We start from the raw sequence: 16,470 nt of genomic DNA, 5'->3' as shown, positions 1-16,470 counted from the left end.
CCGATCAAGCCGTGAATCAAACAGTGAATCAAGCACCGAATCGAGCACACTAAGCGAGACCTGAGAACATGACTCTTCCCATCGCACCGATGGTCATCCGCGGCAGCGTCATCACCGAGAACCTGATCGAGGCCGGAGGCCGTGGCGGCGACCTGAGGTTCCTCACGCCGGACGCGCGCCACTACCTCGACAGACTGCCGCTCGGCAATCCGGCGCGGCTCGCCGACCTGTACGCATTGAGCTTCACCGATATCCTCGACTATGCCGAAGCGCTCGGCGAGCGGCTCGATCTGGCCACCAATGCCCACCTTCAGCAAGCCTGCGAGCTGTCGTACCGCACCGCGCCCGTCACGCCGACGATGGTCAAGGGCAGCTATCTCGGCCTGCGCCATATGCTCTCGCGCGCGGCGATCACCGAGGCCGTGGAGAGCACCGTGGGCATCCGGCATCTCGAAGGCTGGGTGAAGCAGAAGCTCATCGACGGCACCGAGCTCGAGGTGCGCTGCTTCGGCGCGCGCACGCTGCACATCGTGGCCGGCAACGCAACGGGGCTGTCGCTGCTCACGATCATCCGCAACATGGTGATGCGCAGCGACGCGATCATCAAGGCGCCGTCCAACGACCCTTTCACGGCGCTCGCCATCGCGCGCACGATGATCGACATGGCTCCGGATCACCCGTTGACGCGCCACCTGAGCGTCGCCTACTGGAAGGGCGGCGACACCGCCTTCGAGGAACGCCTGTACCAGCCTCAGAACCTGGAGAAGATCGTCGCGTGGGGCGGCTATGCCTCGATGAAGCACGTCACGCGCTACATCCAGCCCGGCCTCGAGCTGATCTCGCTCGATCCAAAGCGCAGCGCCAGCATCATCGGACGCGACACGTTCGAAAGCGATGCGTCCATGCGCGAAGCCGCGCTGCGTCTTGCCAGCGACATCGGCGCGCTGAACCAGAAGGGCTGCGTGTGCGCACGCGTCGTGTACGTGCAAAGCGGCACCGACGAGGCCGGCCTCGCGCGGCTCAACCGCTTCGGCCAGCACGTGTACGAAGCCATGCTCGGTTTGCCCAACACGCTGTCCACCGCGCCCAAACGCTACGACCCGGCATTGAAGGCCGAAGTGGATGCGCTGCGGCTCGACGACGACTGGTACAAGGTCATCGGCGGCAAGGAGGGCGAAGGCGCCATCGTCTGCTCGCAGATTCCCGAACCGGTCGCCTTTGCCACGCTGCTCGACGATCGCACCGCCAACCTCGTGCCCGTCGATTCGCTGGACGAAGTGATGGCCGCCGTCGACGCGTACACGCAGACAGTGGGCATCTACCCGGAGAGCGTCAAGGACGAACTGAAAGACAAGCTGCCGCTGTACGGCGCGCAACGCATCGTCTCGCTCGGCTATGCGGCCGCGATGAAATGGGCGGCGCCGCAAGACGCCATCGAGCCGCTGCGCCGCATGGGCAAATGGATCTCGAACCAGATCGCCACGCCCGAAACTTCGCCCGCGCCGTGGCTGCGGCCTTCCATCGAGGCGTGAGCCATACGCCCCATTTCGTCACCCCCACGCGCATGCCGCCGCGCTTTCGCTGCGGGCGGCCCGCGCTTTCACCGGATCATCCATGAGCACCTGTAATGCCTACGGCGCCTGCGAGGCGCACGCCGACCTCACCCCCATGCGGATCGAACGGCGCGCCCTGCGCGCCGACGACGTCGCCATCGTCATCGACTATTGCGGCATTTGCCACTCGGACGCGCACGCCGTCCACAACGACTGGGGCTCCACGGTCTACCCTTGCGTGCCGGGACACGAGATCGTCGGACGCGTGAGCGCGGTCGGCCCCCGGGTCACCCGCTTCAAGCCCGGCGACCGCGTCGCCGTGGGCTGTCTCGTGGACAGTTGCCAGACTTGCCCGTCATGCGAAGACGGCCAGCAGCAGAACTGCACCCAGGGGCCCACCGCCACCTACAATGGCCGCGACCGGCACACCCGTGAAACGACCTTGGGCGGCTACTCGGAAAGCATCGTCGTGCGCGAGGAATTCGTGCTGCGCGTGCCCGCCGCGCTCGACATGCGTTACGCCGGCCCGCTGCTGTGCGCCGGGATCACCGTCTGGACGCCGCTGCGCCGATACGGCGTCGGCGCAGGCTCGCGTGTCGCCGTGGTGGGCCTGGGCGGCCTCGGGCACATGGCCGTGAAGCTCGCCGTCGCGCTGGGCGCACAGGTGACGGTGATCACCACGTCGGCCAGCAAAGCCGACGATGCGCGCGCACTCGGCGCATCGGACGTGCTGCTCTCGAAAGACCCCAAGGCGATGCAGGCCGCGGCCAGCCGTTTCGACTTCATCCTCGACACGATCCCGACGAAGCACAACGTCAACCCCTATCTGATGCTGCTCGGCCGCAACGGCGTGCTGGTGCTGGTGGGCGCGCTCGAGCCACTCGAAGCCGTCCATGGCGCGCTGCTGGTGATGAACAACCGGTCGATCACCGGCTCGCTGATCGGCGGCCTGCCCGCGACGCAGGAACTGCTCGACTTCTGCGCTGAACACAACGTGCTGCCCGACTGCGAGATCGTGGACGTGCACGGCATCAACGCGGCGTTCAGGAGGATGCAGGCCAACGATGTGAAATATCGCTTCGTGATCGACATGGCGTCGCTACGCGACGTTAAGGTAGACTGAACGAAAGAAGGGGCATCGCAGCCCCTTTCCCTATTCCTTCGCCACCTCTTCGGCCGCGCCGATGTCGTTGATGTGATGTTAACGAACGAGGGGATGCCGTATCGCATCCCCTCGTTTTTCCTGCGCGCACCGGTCACCCGATGATACGCAGGAAGCTTCGGTCTTCACACGGGCCGCTCAGGCGACGTTCAAGCGAGCCCGAAAATGCCCACATGCTCGGTCGATTCCTCGACGCGCCAGAGGCCGCCGCCGTTGCCCTGGAGCGCGATGCGCGCGCCTTCGACCTGGCGCTTGCCGCAATTGCCGCGCAACTGCTCCACGAGCTCGAAAATCTGCCCGATGCCGGTCGCGCCGATCGGGTGCCCCTTCGACTCCAGGCCGCCGGACGGATTGATCGGGAGCCTGCCTCCCAAGGTGGTTTCGCCCCGCTCGGCAAGCTCGCCGCTCGCGCCCGCCTCGCACAGGCCCAGCGATTCCATCGAAAGCAGTTCGCCAATTGCGGTGGCGTCGTGAATCTCGGCCACGTCGACGTCCTTCGGTGCGATCCCGGCTTGCTCGAAGGCCGCCTTGCCAGCCAGATGCGTGCAGCCCTGGTCGAACGCGTCGGCCGCACGCGCCGAAGCCGAGCGCACGACGCTCGCCAGCACACGCACCGCGCGCTTGCGCTCGAACCCGTACTTCTTCAGCGCGGCGCCCGTGCAAACGATGACGGCGGCGGCGCCGTCAGAGATCGGCGAGCACATGGGCAGCGTGATCGGGTAAGTAATGGGCGGCGCGGCGAGGATCTCGTCGATCGTCATCGCATTGCGGTATTGCGCGCGCTCGTTGTGCACCGAATGCCCGTGATTCTTGGACGCCACGGCCGCGAGCTGGCGCTGCGTAATGCCGTAACGCTCCATGAGCCCGCCGCGCCCGAGCGCTGCGTAGACGTCCATGAACGGGCTGTACGGCTTCTCCGATTGCGAGCCGGGCGGCGGCACGATGGCCTTGCCCATCTGCGCGAGGTACTGCTTGTTCTCTTCGAATGTTTCGATGTCCCAGGCAGATTCGAAGGCCGAGAACATCTTCGCCTTGTCGCTATAGAACATCTTTTCGGCGCCCACCGCGAGGACCACGTCGGCGGCCCCGGCGCGCAACTGCGTGACGGCGAGGTTGAACGCGTGACTCGACGAAGCGCACGCACCTTCCAGGTTGAAGATGGGAATGCCGTCGAAGCCTAGCGGCAGCAGCGCCACCTGCCCGCGGATCATGTGCTGGCCGTCGAAATGGCCTTGCGTGCAATTGCCGAAGAACGCGGTCTGAACCCACTGGCGATCGCAGCCTGCGTCCTTGAGCGCATCTTCCACGGCCCAGGCCGTGAGCTGCTTGACCGATTTGTCCGCGTGGCGGCCGAACGGCGTCATGCCGACGCCAACGATGTAGATATCTTCCATAGTCATTTTCCGATGCGATGTCCTGGCGGGCACGAGCGGCGCGCGCGGCGCGACTGTGTGGCAGCGCTCGACGCCCGGCCCGGTCAATCAATCAGTAGCCCTTGAATTCCGGCGTGCGCTTTTCCGCGAAAGCCCGCAGCCCTTCTGCAATATCGTACGAACGCTGATGGTTGCGCAGCTCCAGCAGCTCGTGGCGCAGCGCGTCGGCCATCGATTTGTCGGGCGCCTCGTCGGCCACCTGCTTCATGCGGCGCAGCACGAGCGGGCTCTTCTTCGCCAGCTTCTCGCCGATGGCCTGCACACGCGCCACGAGCTCGGCATCGGCCACCACCTCGCTCACGAGTCCGTGGGTCTTCATCTCGTCCGCGGGCAGCGAATCGCCGGTGAAAAGCAGATACTTCGCCACGTTGTGCGGCACCTTGCGAGGCAGCACCGCCGCGCCTCCGCCCCCCGGGAATACCCCGAAGTTCGAATGCGCGTCGCCAAAGCGCGCACTCTGCGCCGCGATCACGAAGTCGCAGGCGAGCACCGTTTCGAGCCCGCCCGCCACGGCGAGACCGTTGACCGCGGCGATCACCGGCTTCGGGAATGTGCGCAGGAGGTCGAAGAAAACGACGAGCGTGTCGAGGAAATCCATTTCACCGGGCTGCGCCGCGCTGCCCGCCGTCTTGAGGTCGGCGCCCGCGCAAAACGCCGGGCCCGTGCCGGTCAGCGCCACCACGCGCACGCCAGCGTCCTCGCGCCATGCGCGCAATTGCGCCGTCATGGCGAGCACCATCTCGCGGCTCAGCGCATTGCGCGCTTCGGGCCGCGTCAGCGTAATCCAGCCGACCTGGCCCCTCACTTCGAAAGACACGGATTCGTTCATCTCCTCTCCTTGTTCCAGAATCCAGATGCAGACAATATTGCTTGCCGGATGCCAAGGTACGCGAGTCGAGGATGCCCCTGCCCCTCCCCTTGCGGACGTGCGCGGCGCGCACGGCGGACAACGGCGCCCCTGCCCGCCGGTGGCTTTCCAAACGGGTGATCGAAACGCCATAATGTGCCGTCGAGTTCGCTCCGAAGGGCGACCACGCAGCCGCGCCGCATCGCGGCTGTGGCAACCGATCAAACAGGCCAGAGCCATGCATTCCGACACCTTCCTCGTGGCAACCAAGTTCTCGCCGCCGCGCATCGGCCCGCGCCACATTGCGCGCGAGCCCCTGCTCGCGCGCCTCGCCGAAACGAAGTACTGCTGCGCCACGCTGGTCACGGGCGGCGCCGGCTTCGGCAAGACGGTCCTGCTCGCGCAGTGGCGCCAGACGCTGATCAAGGCCGGCATCGACGTCGCCTGGCTCTCGCTCGGCCACAGCGACCGCGAGTTCACGCAGTTCTGCACCTACCTGCTTGGCGCGCTGCAGCGTCTCGGCATGCCCTCCGATAGCGTGATGCCTCATGCCACGGGCAGCGAGCCCTCCATCGACGCGCTCGCGGCCGTGCTCACGAGCGCCATGGAAGAAGTCGATCGCGAGCTCTACCTGATGATCGACGACTACCATCACGTCGAGGCGCCAGCGGCTCACCGGCTCATGCAGAAGCTGCTCGATCACTGCCCGGCGAATCTGCATATCGTCATCGCCTCGCGCACCATGCCGCCGCTCAGCCTCGGCCGTCTGCGCATGCAGGGCCAGGTCCATGAAATCGACTTTGCGGCGCTGCCCTTCGATCTGGAGGAAACGCGCGCATTCTTCGAGCAGAATCTGAGCACCGTCAAGCTGAGCGCCGATGAAGTGCGCCTGATTCACGATCTCACGAGCGGCTGGCCGGCGAGCCTCCAGCCGATTGCGACGATGCTGCGCATCCGGCCGGCCAAACGAGCGAACCTGCGCGCACTGCTCTGGAAATCGACCGACCTCCAGTCGTATCTGGCCGAGGACGTCGTGGCCTGGCTGCCGCCCGAGCTCACTGCGTTCATGGAAAAGATGTCGATTTTCCGGCGCTTCAATGCGGAGCTGGCCGCGTGGGCGACCGAAGACCCCAATGCCGCCGAGCAGATCAAGCGCGCCGAAGACGAAAACCTGCTCATCTACCGGGTAGACTCCGACGACGATTCGCCCTGGTATCGCTTTCATCCGCTGTTCGGCGAGTTCCTCGCGCGGCGGCTCGCGCAGCAGGGCGAGGCAAGCGTCGAGGCGCTGCATCGGCGCGCGAGCCGCTGGTTCGCCGACCACGGGCTGCTGGTCGAGGCCGTGCGGCATGCAAGCCAGGGCGGCGACCTCGACTTTGCCGCGGACGCCATGGAAGAAGCGGCCTCGCGATCAACGTGGAACATGGCTTATGTCAGCCCCATGCTGCACCTGCTCGACCGCTTGCCTCAGGACACGTTGTTCTCGCATCCGCGCCTGTTCTTTCTCGGCTGCCTGACCTGCGCGTTCACGGGCCGGCACGACAAGGCCGAACGCTGGATCGAGCAGATCCGCCGCACGGAAGCCGCGAAAATCCCCGCCATATCGTCGAAATTCTTCATCACGGATTCGGCCATCGCCGTGCAACGCGACGATATGCAACGCGTGGTGGATCTGCTCGAGCCGACCTTGAACGTGCCGATGGACAACCCGACGTTGCGCTACATCTGCCTCGCCGGGCTCGCGGCGGCTTACCTCGCACTCGGCCGCATCGCCGATGCGCACCGCCTGCTCGACGAAAAGCCCGTCGCGCCGGCAGACCGCGACAACGACATGGCCATGGTGTACGAAAGCTTTCGCGCGCAGAGCTATCTGGTCGCGGGCGAAGTCAAGGAGGCCGAACGTCTTGGCATCGGCATTCTGCAGCGCGCCGAAGCCGCATTCGGACGCGGATCCGTGGCGGCGAACCTGTGCGCCGCCACGCTTGCCGACGCCTGGTACGAACTGGATCGCGTCGACGACGCCCGCGAAGTGCTGGCCAACCGCACAGGTCTTGTGCAGACCTCATGGCCCGACGTGATGACGCGCGCCTCGCTGTGCCGCGCGCGCCTCGACTTCCTGCTGGACGCGCCGGAAACGGCGCTCGCCTTCCTCGAAGCGCAGGCATCGCACTTCCATCTCGTGGGGCTGGACCGTGCCCTTGCGCACATGCTCGGCGAACAGGTCGACATCCTGCTCGCCGTCGGCGAGCAGCCGCGCGCCGTTGAGCTCGTCAAGCGCCTCGAAGGCCTGCGCAAGCTCCATGCGGGCGCAACAGGCGCCTTCGCCGAAATTCCCGCTATCGCGGCCGCCGCGCGGGCGCGCGTGGCCATGGCCGACCACGATCCGGCGGCGGCGCTCGACGCACTGGACGAAGTTCGACGCTTCGGGCAAGCGTACGGGCGCGGTCGTCTCGTGGTCCGCGCCGGCCTGCTGGCCGCCGCCGCGCACCACACGCTTCAGGAGGACACCGAAGCAATGCGCTGCCTCACGGAGGCGCTCACGCTCGGCGCGAAGCTCGGGCTCGTGCGCACGCTGCTCGACGTGAAGGAGCAGATCGGGCATCTGCTGCCGCGCCTGCGCGACGAAGGCAGCCTGCCGCCCGCAGTCGCCCACTACCTCGACGACCTGCTCGTACGCATGACACCGGGCGCGCGTGCGCCCGAGGCCGCCGAGATGAGTGGCGCAGGCGGCGCGGCGGCGGCCAGCCGAAGCCATCCGGAAGGCCAGCGAGGCACGCTGACGCCGCGCGAACTCGAAATCCTCACGCTGATCGCCGAGGCGATGTCGAACAAGCGCATCGCGCTGACGCTGAACATCACCTTCGGCACGGTGAAGTGGAACGTAAAGAACATCCTCGCGAAGCTTGGCGTGTCGAGCCGCTATGACGCCATCGCGCTCGCTCGCCAGCGTGGGCTCCTGAAGTAGCCGCGGCAGCAGACCTCCAGGCAAGTTAGCACCAATGCCAAGGGGAGCCTCTGGCTCCCCTGCGGGTTCATCATGCTGTGCCGGTCAAGGCCGGCTCGCGCGTCCGCTCAGCGTCCCGCGAGACTGCGCGAAATAATGACCTTCTGAATGTGGCTCGTACCTTCGTAGATCTTCGTCACGCGCGCGTCGCGGTAGTAGCGTTCGACCGGGAAATCGGTGAGGTAGCCGTAACCGCCGTGAATCTGGATCGCGCCCGAGCACACCTTCTCCGCCATTTCGCTCGCGTACAGTTTGGCGATGGAGGCCTCCTTCGCGCATTGCACGCCGGCCGCCTGAAGGCGCGCCGCGTGCAGCATGTACTGGTACGCGACGTCCACCTGCATGGCCATGTCGGCGAGATCGAACGCCACACCCTGCAGGTTGATGATCGGTTTGCCGTATGCTTCGCGCTCCTTCGCATATTGCACCGCGGCTTCGAGCGCCGCGCGCGCGACGCCGCACGCCACAGCGGCAATGCCGATACGCCCCTCGGAGAGCATGCTCATCACGCGCTTGTAGCCTGCGCCTTCCTCGCCAATGATGTTTTCCAGCGGCACGCGGTGGTCTTCGAGCTGGATCGCGGCAACATGCGCCGAACGCTGGCCCAGCTTTTCTTCGATGCGCGTGACGTTGTAGCCCGGCGCACGCGGATCGACGATAAAGAGGCTCGGCCCCTTCCTGCCTTCCGGCGTTTCGGTCACCGCTGCGATGGCCAGGCCCACACCCGCCTCGTTGCCGTTCGAGATGAACTGCTTGCTGCCGTTCAGGACATAGTGCTCGCCCTCGCGGCGCGCCGTGGTGCGGAATGCGGCGGTGTCGGAGCCGGCCTGCGGTTCGGTCAGCAGACCCGCCACGATGGTCTTGCCCGAGGCCATGTCCGGCAGATACTTGCGCTTTTGTGCTTCGGTGCCGGCGTGGGCCACGCAGCCCGCGAGGCCGTTGTGGACATGCAGGATGGTCGCGAAGCCGGCATCGGCGGCGGCAAACGCCTCGATGGCCAAGCAGTATTCCGGAAACGTCGCCGCCGAACCACCGAATTCCTCGGGGATATGCATGCCGAGAAACCCGAGCTCGCCCACGGCCGCCAGTTCGCCGCGCGGCCACGCGCCCGTGCGGTCGCGCTCGGCGGCCGTGACGGCAACGACTTCCTGCGCCACCTTGCGGGCGGCATCGCGGATCATGACTTCCTGTTCGTTCAGGAGTACGGTAGATGTTTCGCTCATTGTCTTCCTCTGTTCAATCTTCTGGATGGCCAGGCCCTGGATCACTGCATTCAGTCGAACACGCGCACGATGGACTCGGCAACGCATACCGGCTTGTCCCCGCCTTCCATCTCCACCGTCATCTCATAGGTGAGCTGGGCGCCCTTGTTCTCGAGCGGCTCGAAGCTCTGCAGCCTGAACTGGGCGCGCAGGCGGCTGTTCACGGGCACGGGCTTCAGAAAGCGCACCTTGTTCAGGCCATAGTTCACGCCGAGCTTGAACTGGCGAATCGTGAACGCGTTCTGCGAAAAGACCGGCAGCAGGCTCAGCGTCAGAAAGCCATGGGCGATCGGGGCGCCGAACGGACCGGTTGCCGCACGCTCCGGGTCGACGTGAATCCACTGGTGGTCGCCGGTTGCATCGGCAAAAGTGTTGATGCGCGGCTGGTCGATGAGAATCCAGTCGCTGGTGCCCACGACCTCCCCCACGAGGGGTTGCAGCTCGGCCACGGTTTCATAGGTCTTCATGCTTTGTCTCGCTTCTTGCTGGATGGTTTGAGTCGGGCGGCCCCGTATGCAGGACGTGTCACTGAACCGTCGCCCGCAGCGTCTCGGCGCATACGGCTTCGCAGCTATCCGCGCTGCCGAGCAGCAGATCCGCCACCACGGCGCGCTTGTAGTAATGGCCCACGGCGTATTCCTCGGTCATGCCGATGCCTCCATGCAACTGGATGCCCTGGCCGCAAACGAACTTCGCCGCCCGGCCAATCAGCATCTTCGCGGCCGCGAGGCGCCTGACCTGCGTCTGCGCGTCGTCGTTGGCAAGCGACGCCAGCGCCACGTGCAGCATCGAGCGCGCAACCTCGAGTTCGGCCACCATGTCCGCCATGCGATGCTGCAAGGCCTGGAACGAACCGATCCGGACTCCGAATTGCTCGCGCGTCTTCAGATAGCCGGCCGTCATTTCGAGGGTCTTTTCCATCGCGCCGATCAACTCCGCACAGAGCGCCACGGTGCCGTGCGCGAGTCCCGCGCGCAGCGCCGGCAGGCCTGCGCCGGGCGCGCCCAGCACCGCGTCTGCCGCCACCCACACGCCCTCGAAGGTCAGCTCCTCGACCCACGTGCCGTCGTGCAGCGGCAGCGCCTGGCGGTTCAGGCCCGGCGCGCCGCCATCGACGAGCAGCAGGGTGAGGCCAGACACGCCCGGCACCTGGGCCGAAACGATGAACGCGTCGGCGCCGGTGGCCCCCAGCACGAGCGATTTGCGGCCATCGAGCACATAGCCATTGCCTTCGCGCCGCGCACACAGCGACACCGGCTCGGGCAGGCCGCGCGAGGCGGCCTCGCTATAGGCGAGCGCGAGACGCACGGTCCCGGCGGCCATTTGCGGCAGCAGGCGTTGCCGCTGCCCGGCCGTTCCCCCGGCCACCAGCGTCTGGGCGGCGAGCACGGCGCAGCCGAGCCAGGGCTCGACCACCAGCGCGCGTCCAAGCGCCTGCGCGATGATCGCCGTTTCGACGACCGTGCCGCCCAGACCGCCGTCCTCCTCGGGAATGGCCGCCATCAGCCAGCCGTTGTCCGCGAAGGTCCGCCAGTTCGTCTCGCTGCCGTTGCTGCCGTGCTTGAGCAGCGCGGCGCGCGCCTCGAAGCTGTAGGCCCGCTCGACAAACCGGCGCACGCTGTCCTGCAACATCTGCTGTTCGGAATTCAGATCGAAATCCATGCGTTTTCTACTCTCAGAGGTGGCGCATCGCCCTCGTGGCGAGAGCATGCTGTCCATGCAAGGTTCATTGACGTGAGCCCATCTTAGGGAGGCGCCGTGCGTCGTTCCCCTCCCTTTCTTGCAGGGGCGGCGCATCCGCCAGGGTGGCGCCGCAATCCGGCCCGCCGTGCGGCGCCGCGCGTTCCCGTGGCCCCCGACCTCACTGCCCTCCCGTCCGGAGAGGGGCATTGCATCGACGCGCGGTCCTAGACTGCACGCGGCAGACACGGGAACACGCCCGCGGAGACAGCAATGAAAATGGATTTCGCCCGCATCATGGGGCAGCTCGCCCTGCAGTTCGCCGATCAGGAGGCCCTCGTCAACATCGAGCGCGAGCGCCGCTACACGTTTGGCGAGCTGCACAGGCTGACCAACCGCATCGCGAACATGATGAGGAGCCGCCTTGGCCTGCGTCGCGGCGACGTGGCGTTTTGCATCCTCGAAAACGACAACCTTTCGCTGCTGCACGCGTGGACGGCCTTCAAGGGCGAAGCGGCCTTTGCCCATACCAACATCCGCGACGCGCTGGACGAGCATCGCTGGCAGATGGCGTTCATCAAACCGAAGGCCGTCTTCATCGAAACGTCCTTGCTCCCGCGCTACGCCGACATACTGCGCGAGCAAGGCGCGATCATCGTGTGCATGGATGCGCCCGCGACGCCTTACGAAGGTGTGCAGTGCTTTTGGGATCTGCTCGAAGGCATGCCCGACACCGATCCCGGCATCCAGTCGGACACGCATGCGGACCTCCTCATCTACCGTTTCACGGGCGGCACCACGGGCAAGAGCAAGTGCGCCCAGTACACGATCGACAACTGGCTCGCCGCACGCGACACCATGTATGCCGACGAGCAGCAGAGCATCGCGCTCAACAGCCGCACGCGCTACCTGCATATCGCGCCCGTGAGCCACGGTTCGGGCCTCTCGTTTCTGCCCACGCTCTTTCGCGGCGGCTGCACGCTCACGCAGAATGCGGCCGATCTCAAAGCCTGGTGCCGCAATGTCGAGGCCGAAAGGGTCACGACCACGCTGATGGTGCCCACCCTCGTGAACTGGCTGCTCGATCTTCCCGAAGCCACGCGCCACGACCTCGCCAGCCTGCGCACGCTCTACTACGGCGCGGCGCCGATGAGCCCCGCCAAGCTCGCGCAGGCGCAAGTGCGCTTTGGCAACATCTTCTTCCAGCTCTATGGCGCGACCGAATGCGCGCAGGCCGTCTGCACGCTCACCCCGGCCGATCATGTCAGCGCGCTCGAAACGGGGCGGCTCGCTTCGGCCGGACGGCCCACCATCGGCATCGAAATGCGCATCGTCGACGACGCCGGCAACGACGTTGCGCCCGGTACGACCGGCGAGATCTGGCTGCGCGGGCGCGGCACGATCGGCGGCTACTACGGCAATCCCGAAGGCACGGCAGCCGAATTCGCCGATGGCTTCTGGAAGTCCGGCGACCTTGGCTATATCGACGACGCGGGCTACGTGTTCATCGTCGATCGCAAGAAGGACGTGATCATCACGGGCGGCTTCAACGTCTATGCGGTCGAGGTGGAAGCGTCGCTGAACGCGCATCCAGCCGTGCAGATGTCGGCCGTCGTGGGCGTGCCGCACGACAAATGGGGCGAGGCCGTGCACGCCGAAGTCGTGCTCAAGCCGGGCGAGGCGGTCGAGCCCGAGACGTTGATCGAGCACGTGAAGGAAACGCTCGGACGCTTCAAGGCGCCCAAGACGTTGGCGCTGGTCCAGACGCTGCCGCTCAGCGCAGTCGGCAAAGTGCTGCGCCGGCGCGTGCGCGAGAAGTACTGGACGAACGAGCCGCGACGCGTGTCCTGACGATGGAGCCCGATATGAGTTCGAAAAAGCCGGATACCGGCCCGCAGAAAACACAAGCACAGACGCACGCACAGTCGCATGCACAAACGCACGCAAGCGCCGATCCGGCCGCCCGCGCGGCCGAATTGGCCAAGCAGTATTGGGAGCGGCAATGGCAGTTGTGGCAAGCGTTCGGCAACGCGGGGCGGGATGCCGGGCGCCTGCCTCAAATTGCGCGGCCCGCACCAGCCGATCGACGCTTCGACGCGCAGGAATGGCATCAGCATCCGTGGTACGCCGCGCTGATGCAGTCGTACATGCTCAATGCCGACATGCTGCGCGCCATGACCGAAGCCGCCGATGTCGCGCCAAAAGCCCGCGAGCAACTGCGCTTTCTCACGCGCCAGTTCATCGACGCGACGAGCCCGGCCAACTTCCTGCCAACGAATCCCGAAGCCATGCGCCTCGCGCTGGATTCCAACGGCGAGAGCTTGCGCGCCGGGCTCGCGCACTGGCTCGCGGATGCGGCGCGCGGCCAGATCGCCATCACCGACGAGCGCGCGTTCGAGGTCGGGCGCAATATCGCCACGACCGAAGGCGCCGTGGTGTTCGAATGCGAGTTGATGCAGCTGATCCAGTACGCACCGCTCACGCCGCAGGTCGCGCTGCGCCCGCTCCTCGTGGTGCCGCCGTGCGTGAACAAGTTCTACATCCTCGATCTCCAGCCGCATAACTCCTTCGTGCGTTTCGCGCTGGAAGAAGGCTACACGGTGTTCGTGGTGTCGTGGCGCAACCCACGCAACGAACTGCAACAGGCCACGTGGGACGACTATCTCGAGCAGGGCGTGATGCGGGCCATCGACGTCGCGCTTGCCATCAGCGGCGCGGACAAGCTCAATGCGCTCGGCTGGTGCATCGGCGGAACGATGCTCGCCAGCGCTCTCGCGGTGCTCGGCGCGCGCGGCACCCAGCCTGCCGCGAGCATGACGCTGCTCACCACCCTGCTCGACTTCGCGGAGCCGGGCGAACTGGGCACGTTCGTGGACGCGCACAGCGTTCAGGAAACCGAAAGAACGTTCGCTGATGGCGGCCTCGTGAGCGGCAAGGTGTTCGCGCTGCTCTTCCAGTCCCTGCGCGCGAACGAGTTACTGTGGCCCTACGTCGTCGGCAACTATCTCAAGGGGCAGCGGCCCGAGGCCTTCGATCTCCTCTACTGGAACAGCGACGCGACCAACCTGCCCGGCCCGATGTGCGCCTGGCTGCTGCGCCACGGCTACCTGCAAAACGAGCTGCGCGAGCCGGGCAAGCTCGAAATATGCGGGACGCGCTTCGATCTGGGCGAGGCGAAGCTGCCTGCCTACGTGCTGGGCACCGAACGCGATCATCTCGTGCCATGGCGGGCGGCCTGGCAAGCCACGCAGCTGCTCGGCGGCGAGACGCAATTCGTGCTTGCGGCGAGCGGTCATATCGCGGGTGTGATCAATCCGCCGGCCGCGAACAAGCGCAGTTATTGGACAGGCGCCACGCAGCCGGCTTCAAGCGCCGATGATTGGCTCGCACACGCCTCCTCGCACGGCGGCAGCTGGTGGACGCACTGGAGCGCATGGTTGCGGCGTCACGTAGGCATGGCAGTACCCGCACGACAAACGCCTGGCAACGAGACGCACAAGCCCATAGAACCGGCACCGGGAAGCTACGTCAAGGCGCGTCTAAGCTAAGCGAGTGCTCTGAAATCTTGATTCCTGGTTTTTGGCGCGCGGGATCTCAAACACGCTCCAGGTACAGAATGATCCTGAACATTGAGATCTGGACCAGTAGATCGAAGCCACGCAATGGACTGCCCGAATCGGCGCCCGGCTCAGCGCGGCTTGAACCTGGTCTCAGCTCACCTCGTCAGTCCGAACAAGCGGCAGCAATGCAGCGCGCAAGGCTTCAGAAAGAGGCTTCGGCTTGCGCGTGACGCGATCGACGTATACATGCACGAAATGCCCCTGGGCCGCCGGCGCGCCCTTGTGCTCCGCAAATAGACCAATCTCATAGCGCACGCTCGACGTGCCAAGGCGCGCCACGCGCAAGCCCGCGACGAGACGCTCGGGGAACGCCACCGAAGCAAAATAGTCGCACTGCGTTTGCACCACGAGTCCGATCGAATCGCTCCGCTCGATGTCGAACACGCGCTCGCGCAACAAATACTCGTTCACCACCGTGTCGAAATAGCTGTAATAGACCACGTTGTTCACATGGCCATAGACGTCGTTGTCCATCCACCGTGTCTGGATGGGAAGAAAATGCGGGTACGCATCGCGCGTGAGGACGGCGGGTTTGTTCATATGAGCTCAGTGGGTAGAATCGAACGCCCCGCGAACCGGTGGACGATCCGCGAGGCGTGAAGGGCGCGCGATAGCTCATCGTATTTTTTCTCCCGGATAGGGCAAGGTAAAAACGGTCTCCCCATTGGAACAGACTGGCCGGATCGAGACACCTATCCTGAAGACAGGGTCGTGCAACGTCACGCACGCCCCCTCCAAACGAAGGGTGACAGCACGGAAAAAACGTTATACAAGAGGAAGCTGCGCGACTGCGCACGATTGAACCATTCCAGCAGAGGGACCCGCAGCGATGAACGATGCGAATCAGCGCGACACAGCAGGCCACGGCCTCACCTATCCCTGCGGTACGCCACCCGAGCGCGGCGAAGCACGCGAGATCGCACGAGGCGTGCGCTGGATGCGCCTTGCCCTGCCCATGTCGCTCGCGCATATCAACGTCTGGGCCATCGAGGACCATGGAGGGCACACGCTCGTCGATACCGGCCTCGGCAACGAGGACACTACCGAGAACTGGCGCGCGCTGCTCGCGGGGCCGCTCTCGGCGGGCGTCGCGCGCGTGATCGTCACGCATCTGCATCCCGACCACGTCGGCATGGCCGGCTGGCTCACGCGCGAGCACGGCTGCCGCCTGTGGATGACGCGCACCGAGTATCTGCAGTGCCGGATGCTGGCCGGCGATAGCGGCCAGGCCGCGCCGGACGAGGCCGTTGCGTTCTATCGGCGCGCGGGCTGGGACGAAGCCGCAATCGAGACTTACCGCAAGCGCTTCGGCAACTTTGGCCGGCTCCTCACGCCGCTGCCCGCGAGTTACCGGCGCATGCGCGACGAGGAGGTCCTGGCGATCGGCAAGCACGAGTGGCAAGTGGTCGTCGGGGCGGGTCATACGCCGGAGCACGCCTGCCTCTACTGCCCGTCGCTCAAGCTGTTCATATCGGGCGATCAGGTGCTGCCGCGCATCTCGTCAAATATCTCCGTACTGCCGAGCGAACCCGACGCGGACCCCATGGCCGACTGGCTCGATTCGCTCGACGCACTTCGCCGGCGCGTGCCCGACGACGTGCTCGTCCTGCCCGCGCATAATGAGCCGTTCACGGGGCTGCACACCCGCCTGACGCGACTGGAAACGAGCCAGCGACGCGCGCTCGAACGCCTGCACGCAACCTTGCGGGAACCGAAGCGCGCCATCGACACGTTCGTCACGCTGTTCGGCCGCGCGATCGCACCGGAAGATGCGTCGACCTACGGCCTCGCGACCGGCGAAAGCATCGCACACCTGAACTATCTGGTGAATCGAGGCATGGCGCGCCGTTACGAAGACGACAGCGGCGTCGCCTGGTATCGGGCAAATTGAGGGGCAGTCCGGGCGGCC

At 65.8% G+C, this 16,470-nt stretch carries 12 protein-coding genes; 6 read left to right on the top strand and 6 right to left on the bottom strand.

Translation table 11 applies throughout. The features are described from left to right. The first annotated feature begins 68 nt into the window (after positions 1–68). Positions 69–1,532, top strand: a complete 1,464-nt coding sequence (locus EYW47_RS25500) for an acyl-CoA reductase (protein ID WP_133197616.1) — start codon at positions 69–71, stop codon at positions 1,530–1,532. Between the two features lie 82 nt (positions 1,533–1,614). Next, on the top strand, positions 1,615–2,676 hold the full coding sequence (locus EYW47_RS25495) for an NAD(P)-dependent alcohol dehydrogenase (protein ID WP_133197615.1): 1,062 nt from the start codon (positions 1,615–1,617) through the stop codon (positions 2,674–2,676). 188 nt (positions 2,677–2,864) lie between these two features. Here the strand turns inward: EYW47_RS25495 and EYW47_RS25490 are convergent, their stop codons facing one another. Both EYW47_RS25490 and EYW47_RS25485 read right to left on the bottom strand, forming a co-directional pair. Beyond that, entirely contained in the window at positions 2,865–4,109 is a 1,245-nt protein-coding gene (locus EYW47_RS25490; protein ID WP_133197614.1) for a thiolase family protein, read from the bottom strand. 91 nt (positions 4,110–4,200) lie between these two features. Further along, positions 4,201–4,977, bottom strand: a complete 777-nt coding sequence (locus EYW47_RS25485; RefSeq protein ID WP_133197613.1) for an enoyl-CoA hydratase/isomerase family protein — start codon at positions 4,975–4,977, stop codon at positions 4,201–4,203. A 256-nt stretch (positions 4,978–5,233) separates the two neighbouring features. On the opposite strand from EYW47_RS25485, the gene EYW47_RS25480 reads away from it, so the two are divergent. After that, complete coding sequence (locus EYW47_RS25480; protein ID WP_133197612.1) at positions 5,234–7,960, top strand: winged helix-turn-helix domain-containing protein; 2,727 nt, start codon at positions 5,234–5,236, stop codon at positions 7,958–7,960. A 107-nt stretch (positions 7,961–8,067) separates the two neighbouring features. Here the strand turns inward: EYW47_RS25480 and EYW47_RS25475 are convergent, their stop codons facing one another. Genes EYW47_RS25475 through EYW47_RS25465 form a run of 3 tightly spaced genes read right to left on the bottom strand, consistent with a single transcriptional unit; the run spans position 8,068 to position 10,923 of the window. Further along, on the bottom strand, positions 8,068–9,222 hold the full coding sequence (locus EYW47_RS25475; RefSeq protein WP_133197611.1) for an acyl-CoA dehydrogenase family protein: 1,155 nt from the start codon (positions 9,220–9,222) through the stop codon (positions 8,068–8,070). A gap of 50 nt (positions 9,223–9,272) precedes the next feature. Beyond that, positions 9,273–9,728 (bottom strand): MaoC family dehydratase, encoded by a 456-nt coding sequence (locus EYW47_RS25470; protein ID WP_133197610.1) that lies wholly within the window; start codon positions 9,726–9,728, stop codon positions 9,273–9,275. A 58-nt stretch (positions 9,729–9,786) separates the two neighbouring features. Continuing rightward, positions 9,787–10,923 carry an acyl-CoA dehydrogenase family protein gene (locus tag EYW47_RS25465; RefSeq protein WP_133197609.1) on the bottom strand — a complete coding sequence of 379 codons (1,137 nt, stop codon included), beginning with the start codon at positions 10,921–10,923 and terminating at the stop codon, positions 9,787–9,789. A 291-nt stretch (positions 10,924–11,214) separates the two neighbouring features. Between EYW47_RS25465 and EYW47_RS25460 the strand changes: the two genes are divergently transcribed. Both EYW47_RS25460 and EYW47_RS25455 read left to right on the top strand, forming a co-directional pair. Beyond that, entirely contained in the window at positions 11,215–12,792 is a 1,578-nt protein-coding gene (locus EYW47_RS25460; RefSeq protein WP_133197608.1) for a class I adenylate-forming enzyme family protein, read from the top strand. Between the two features lie 14 nt (positions 12,793–12,806). Beyond that, positions 12,807–14,489 carry a PHA/PHB synthase family protein gene (locus EYW47_RS25455; protein ID WP_240763911.1) on the top strand — a complete coding sequence of 561 codons (1,683 nt, stop codon included), beginning with the start codon at positions 12,807–12,809 and terminating at the stop codon, positions 14,487–14,489. Between the two features lie 162 nt (positions 14,490–14,651). Here the strand turns inward: EYW47_RS25455 and EYW47_RS25450 are convergent, their stop codons facing one another. Then, positions 14,652–15,101: an acyl-CoA thioesterase gene (locus tag EYW47_RS25450; protein WP_133197606.1), complete on the bottom strand. Its 450-nt coding sequence runs from the start codon at positions 15,099–15,101 to the stop codon at positions 14,652–14,654. A 289-nt stretch (positions 15,102–15,390) separates the two neighbouring features. Here EYW47_RS25450 and EYW47_RS25445 point away from each other — a divergent pair, with 289 nt between their 5' ends. After that, complete coding sequence (locus EYW47_RS25445; protein ID WP_133197605.1) at positions 15,391–16,452, top strand: MBL fold metallo-hydrolase; 1,062 nt, start codon at positions 15,391–15,393, stop codon at positions 16,450–16,452. Positions 16,453–16,470 lie beyond the last annotated feature (18 nt).

This window comes from Paraburkholderia silviterrae, from assembly GCF_004353915.1.
GTDB classification, from domain to species: domain Bacteria; phylum Pseudomonadota; class Gammaproteobacteria; order Burkholderiales; family Burkholderiaceae; genus Paraburkholderia; species Paraburkholderia silviterrae.
This window is presented reverse-complemented; position numbering and strand designations above follow the sequence as displayed.

Coding starts and splice junctions, on each gene's coding strand:
- EYW47_RS25500 (WP_133197616.1), top strand. CDS start 69: ATGACTCTTCCCATCGCACCGATGGTCATCCGCGGCAGCGTCATCACC.
- EYW47_RS25495 (WP_133197615.1), top strand. CDS start 1,615: ATGAGCACCTGTAATGCCTACGGCGCCTGCGAGGCGCACGCCGACCTC.
- EYW47_RS25490 (WP_133197614.1), bottom strand. CDS start 4,109: ATGGAAGATATCTACATCGTTGGCGTCGGCATGACGCCGTTCGGCCGC.
- EYW47_RS25485 (WP_133197613.1), bottom strand. CDS start 4,977: ATGAACGAATCCGTGTCTTTCGAAGTGAGGGGCCAGGTCGGCTGGATT.
- EYW47_RS25480 (WP_133197612.1), top strand. CDS start 5,234: ATGCATTCCGACACCTTCCTCGTGGCAACCAAGTTCTCGCCGCCGCGC.
- EYW47_RS25475 (WP_133197611.1), bottom strand. CDS start 9,222: ATGAGCGAAACATCTACCGTACTCCTGAACGAACAGGAAGTCATGATC.
- EYW47_RS25470 (WP_133197610.1), bottom strand. CDS start 9,728: ATGAAGACCTATGAAACCGTGGCCGAGCTGCAACCCCTCGTGGGGGAG.
- EYW47_RS25465 (WP_133197609.1), bottom strand. CDS start 10,923: ATGGATTTCGATCTGAATTCCGAACAGCAGATGTTGCAGGACAGCGTG.
- EYW47_RS25460 (WP_133197608.1), top strand. CDS start 11,215: ATGAAAATGGATTTCGCCCGCATCATGGGGCAGCTCGCCCTGCAGTTC.
- EYW47_RS25455 (WP_240763911.1), top strand. CDS start 12,807: ATGAGTTCGAAAAAGCCGGATACCGGCCCGCAGAAAACACAAGCACAG.
- EYW47_RS25450 (WP_133197606.1), bottom strand. CDS start 15,101: ATGAACAAACCCGCCGTCCTCACGCGCGATGCGTACCCGCATTTTCTT.
- EYW47_RS25445 (WP_133197605.1), top strand. CDS start 15,391: ATGAACGATGCGAATCAGCGCGACACAGCAGGCCACGGCCTCACCTAT.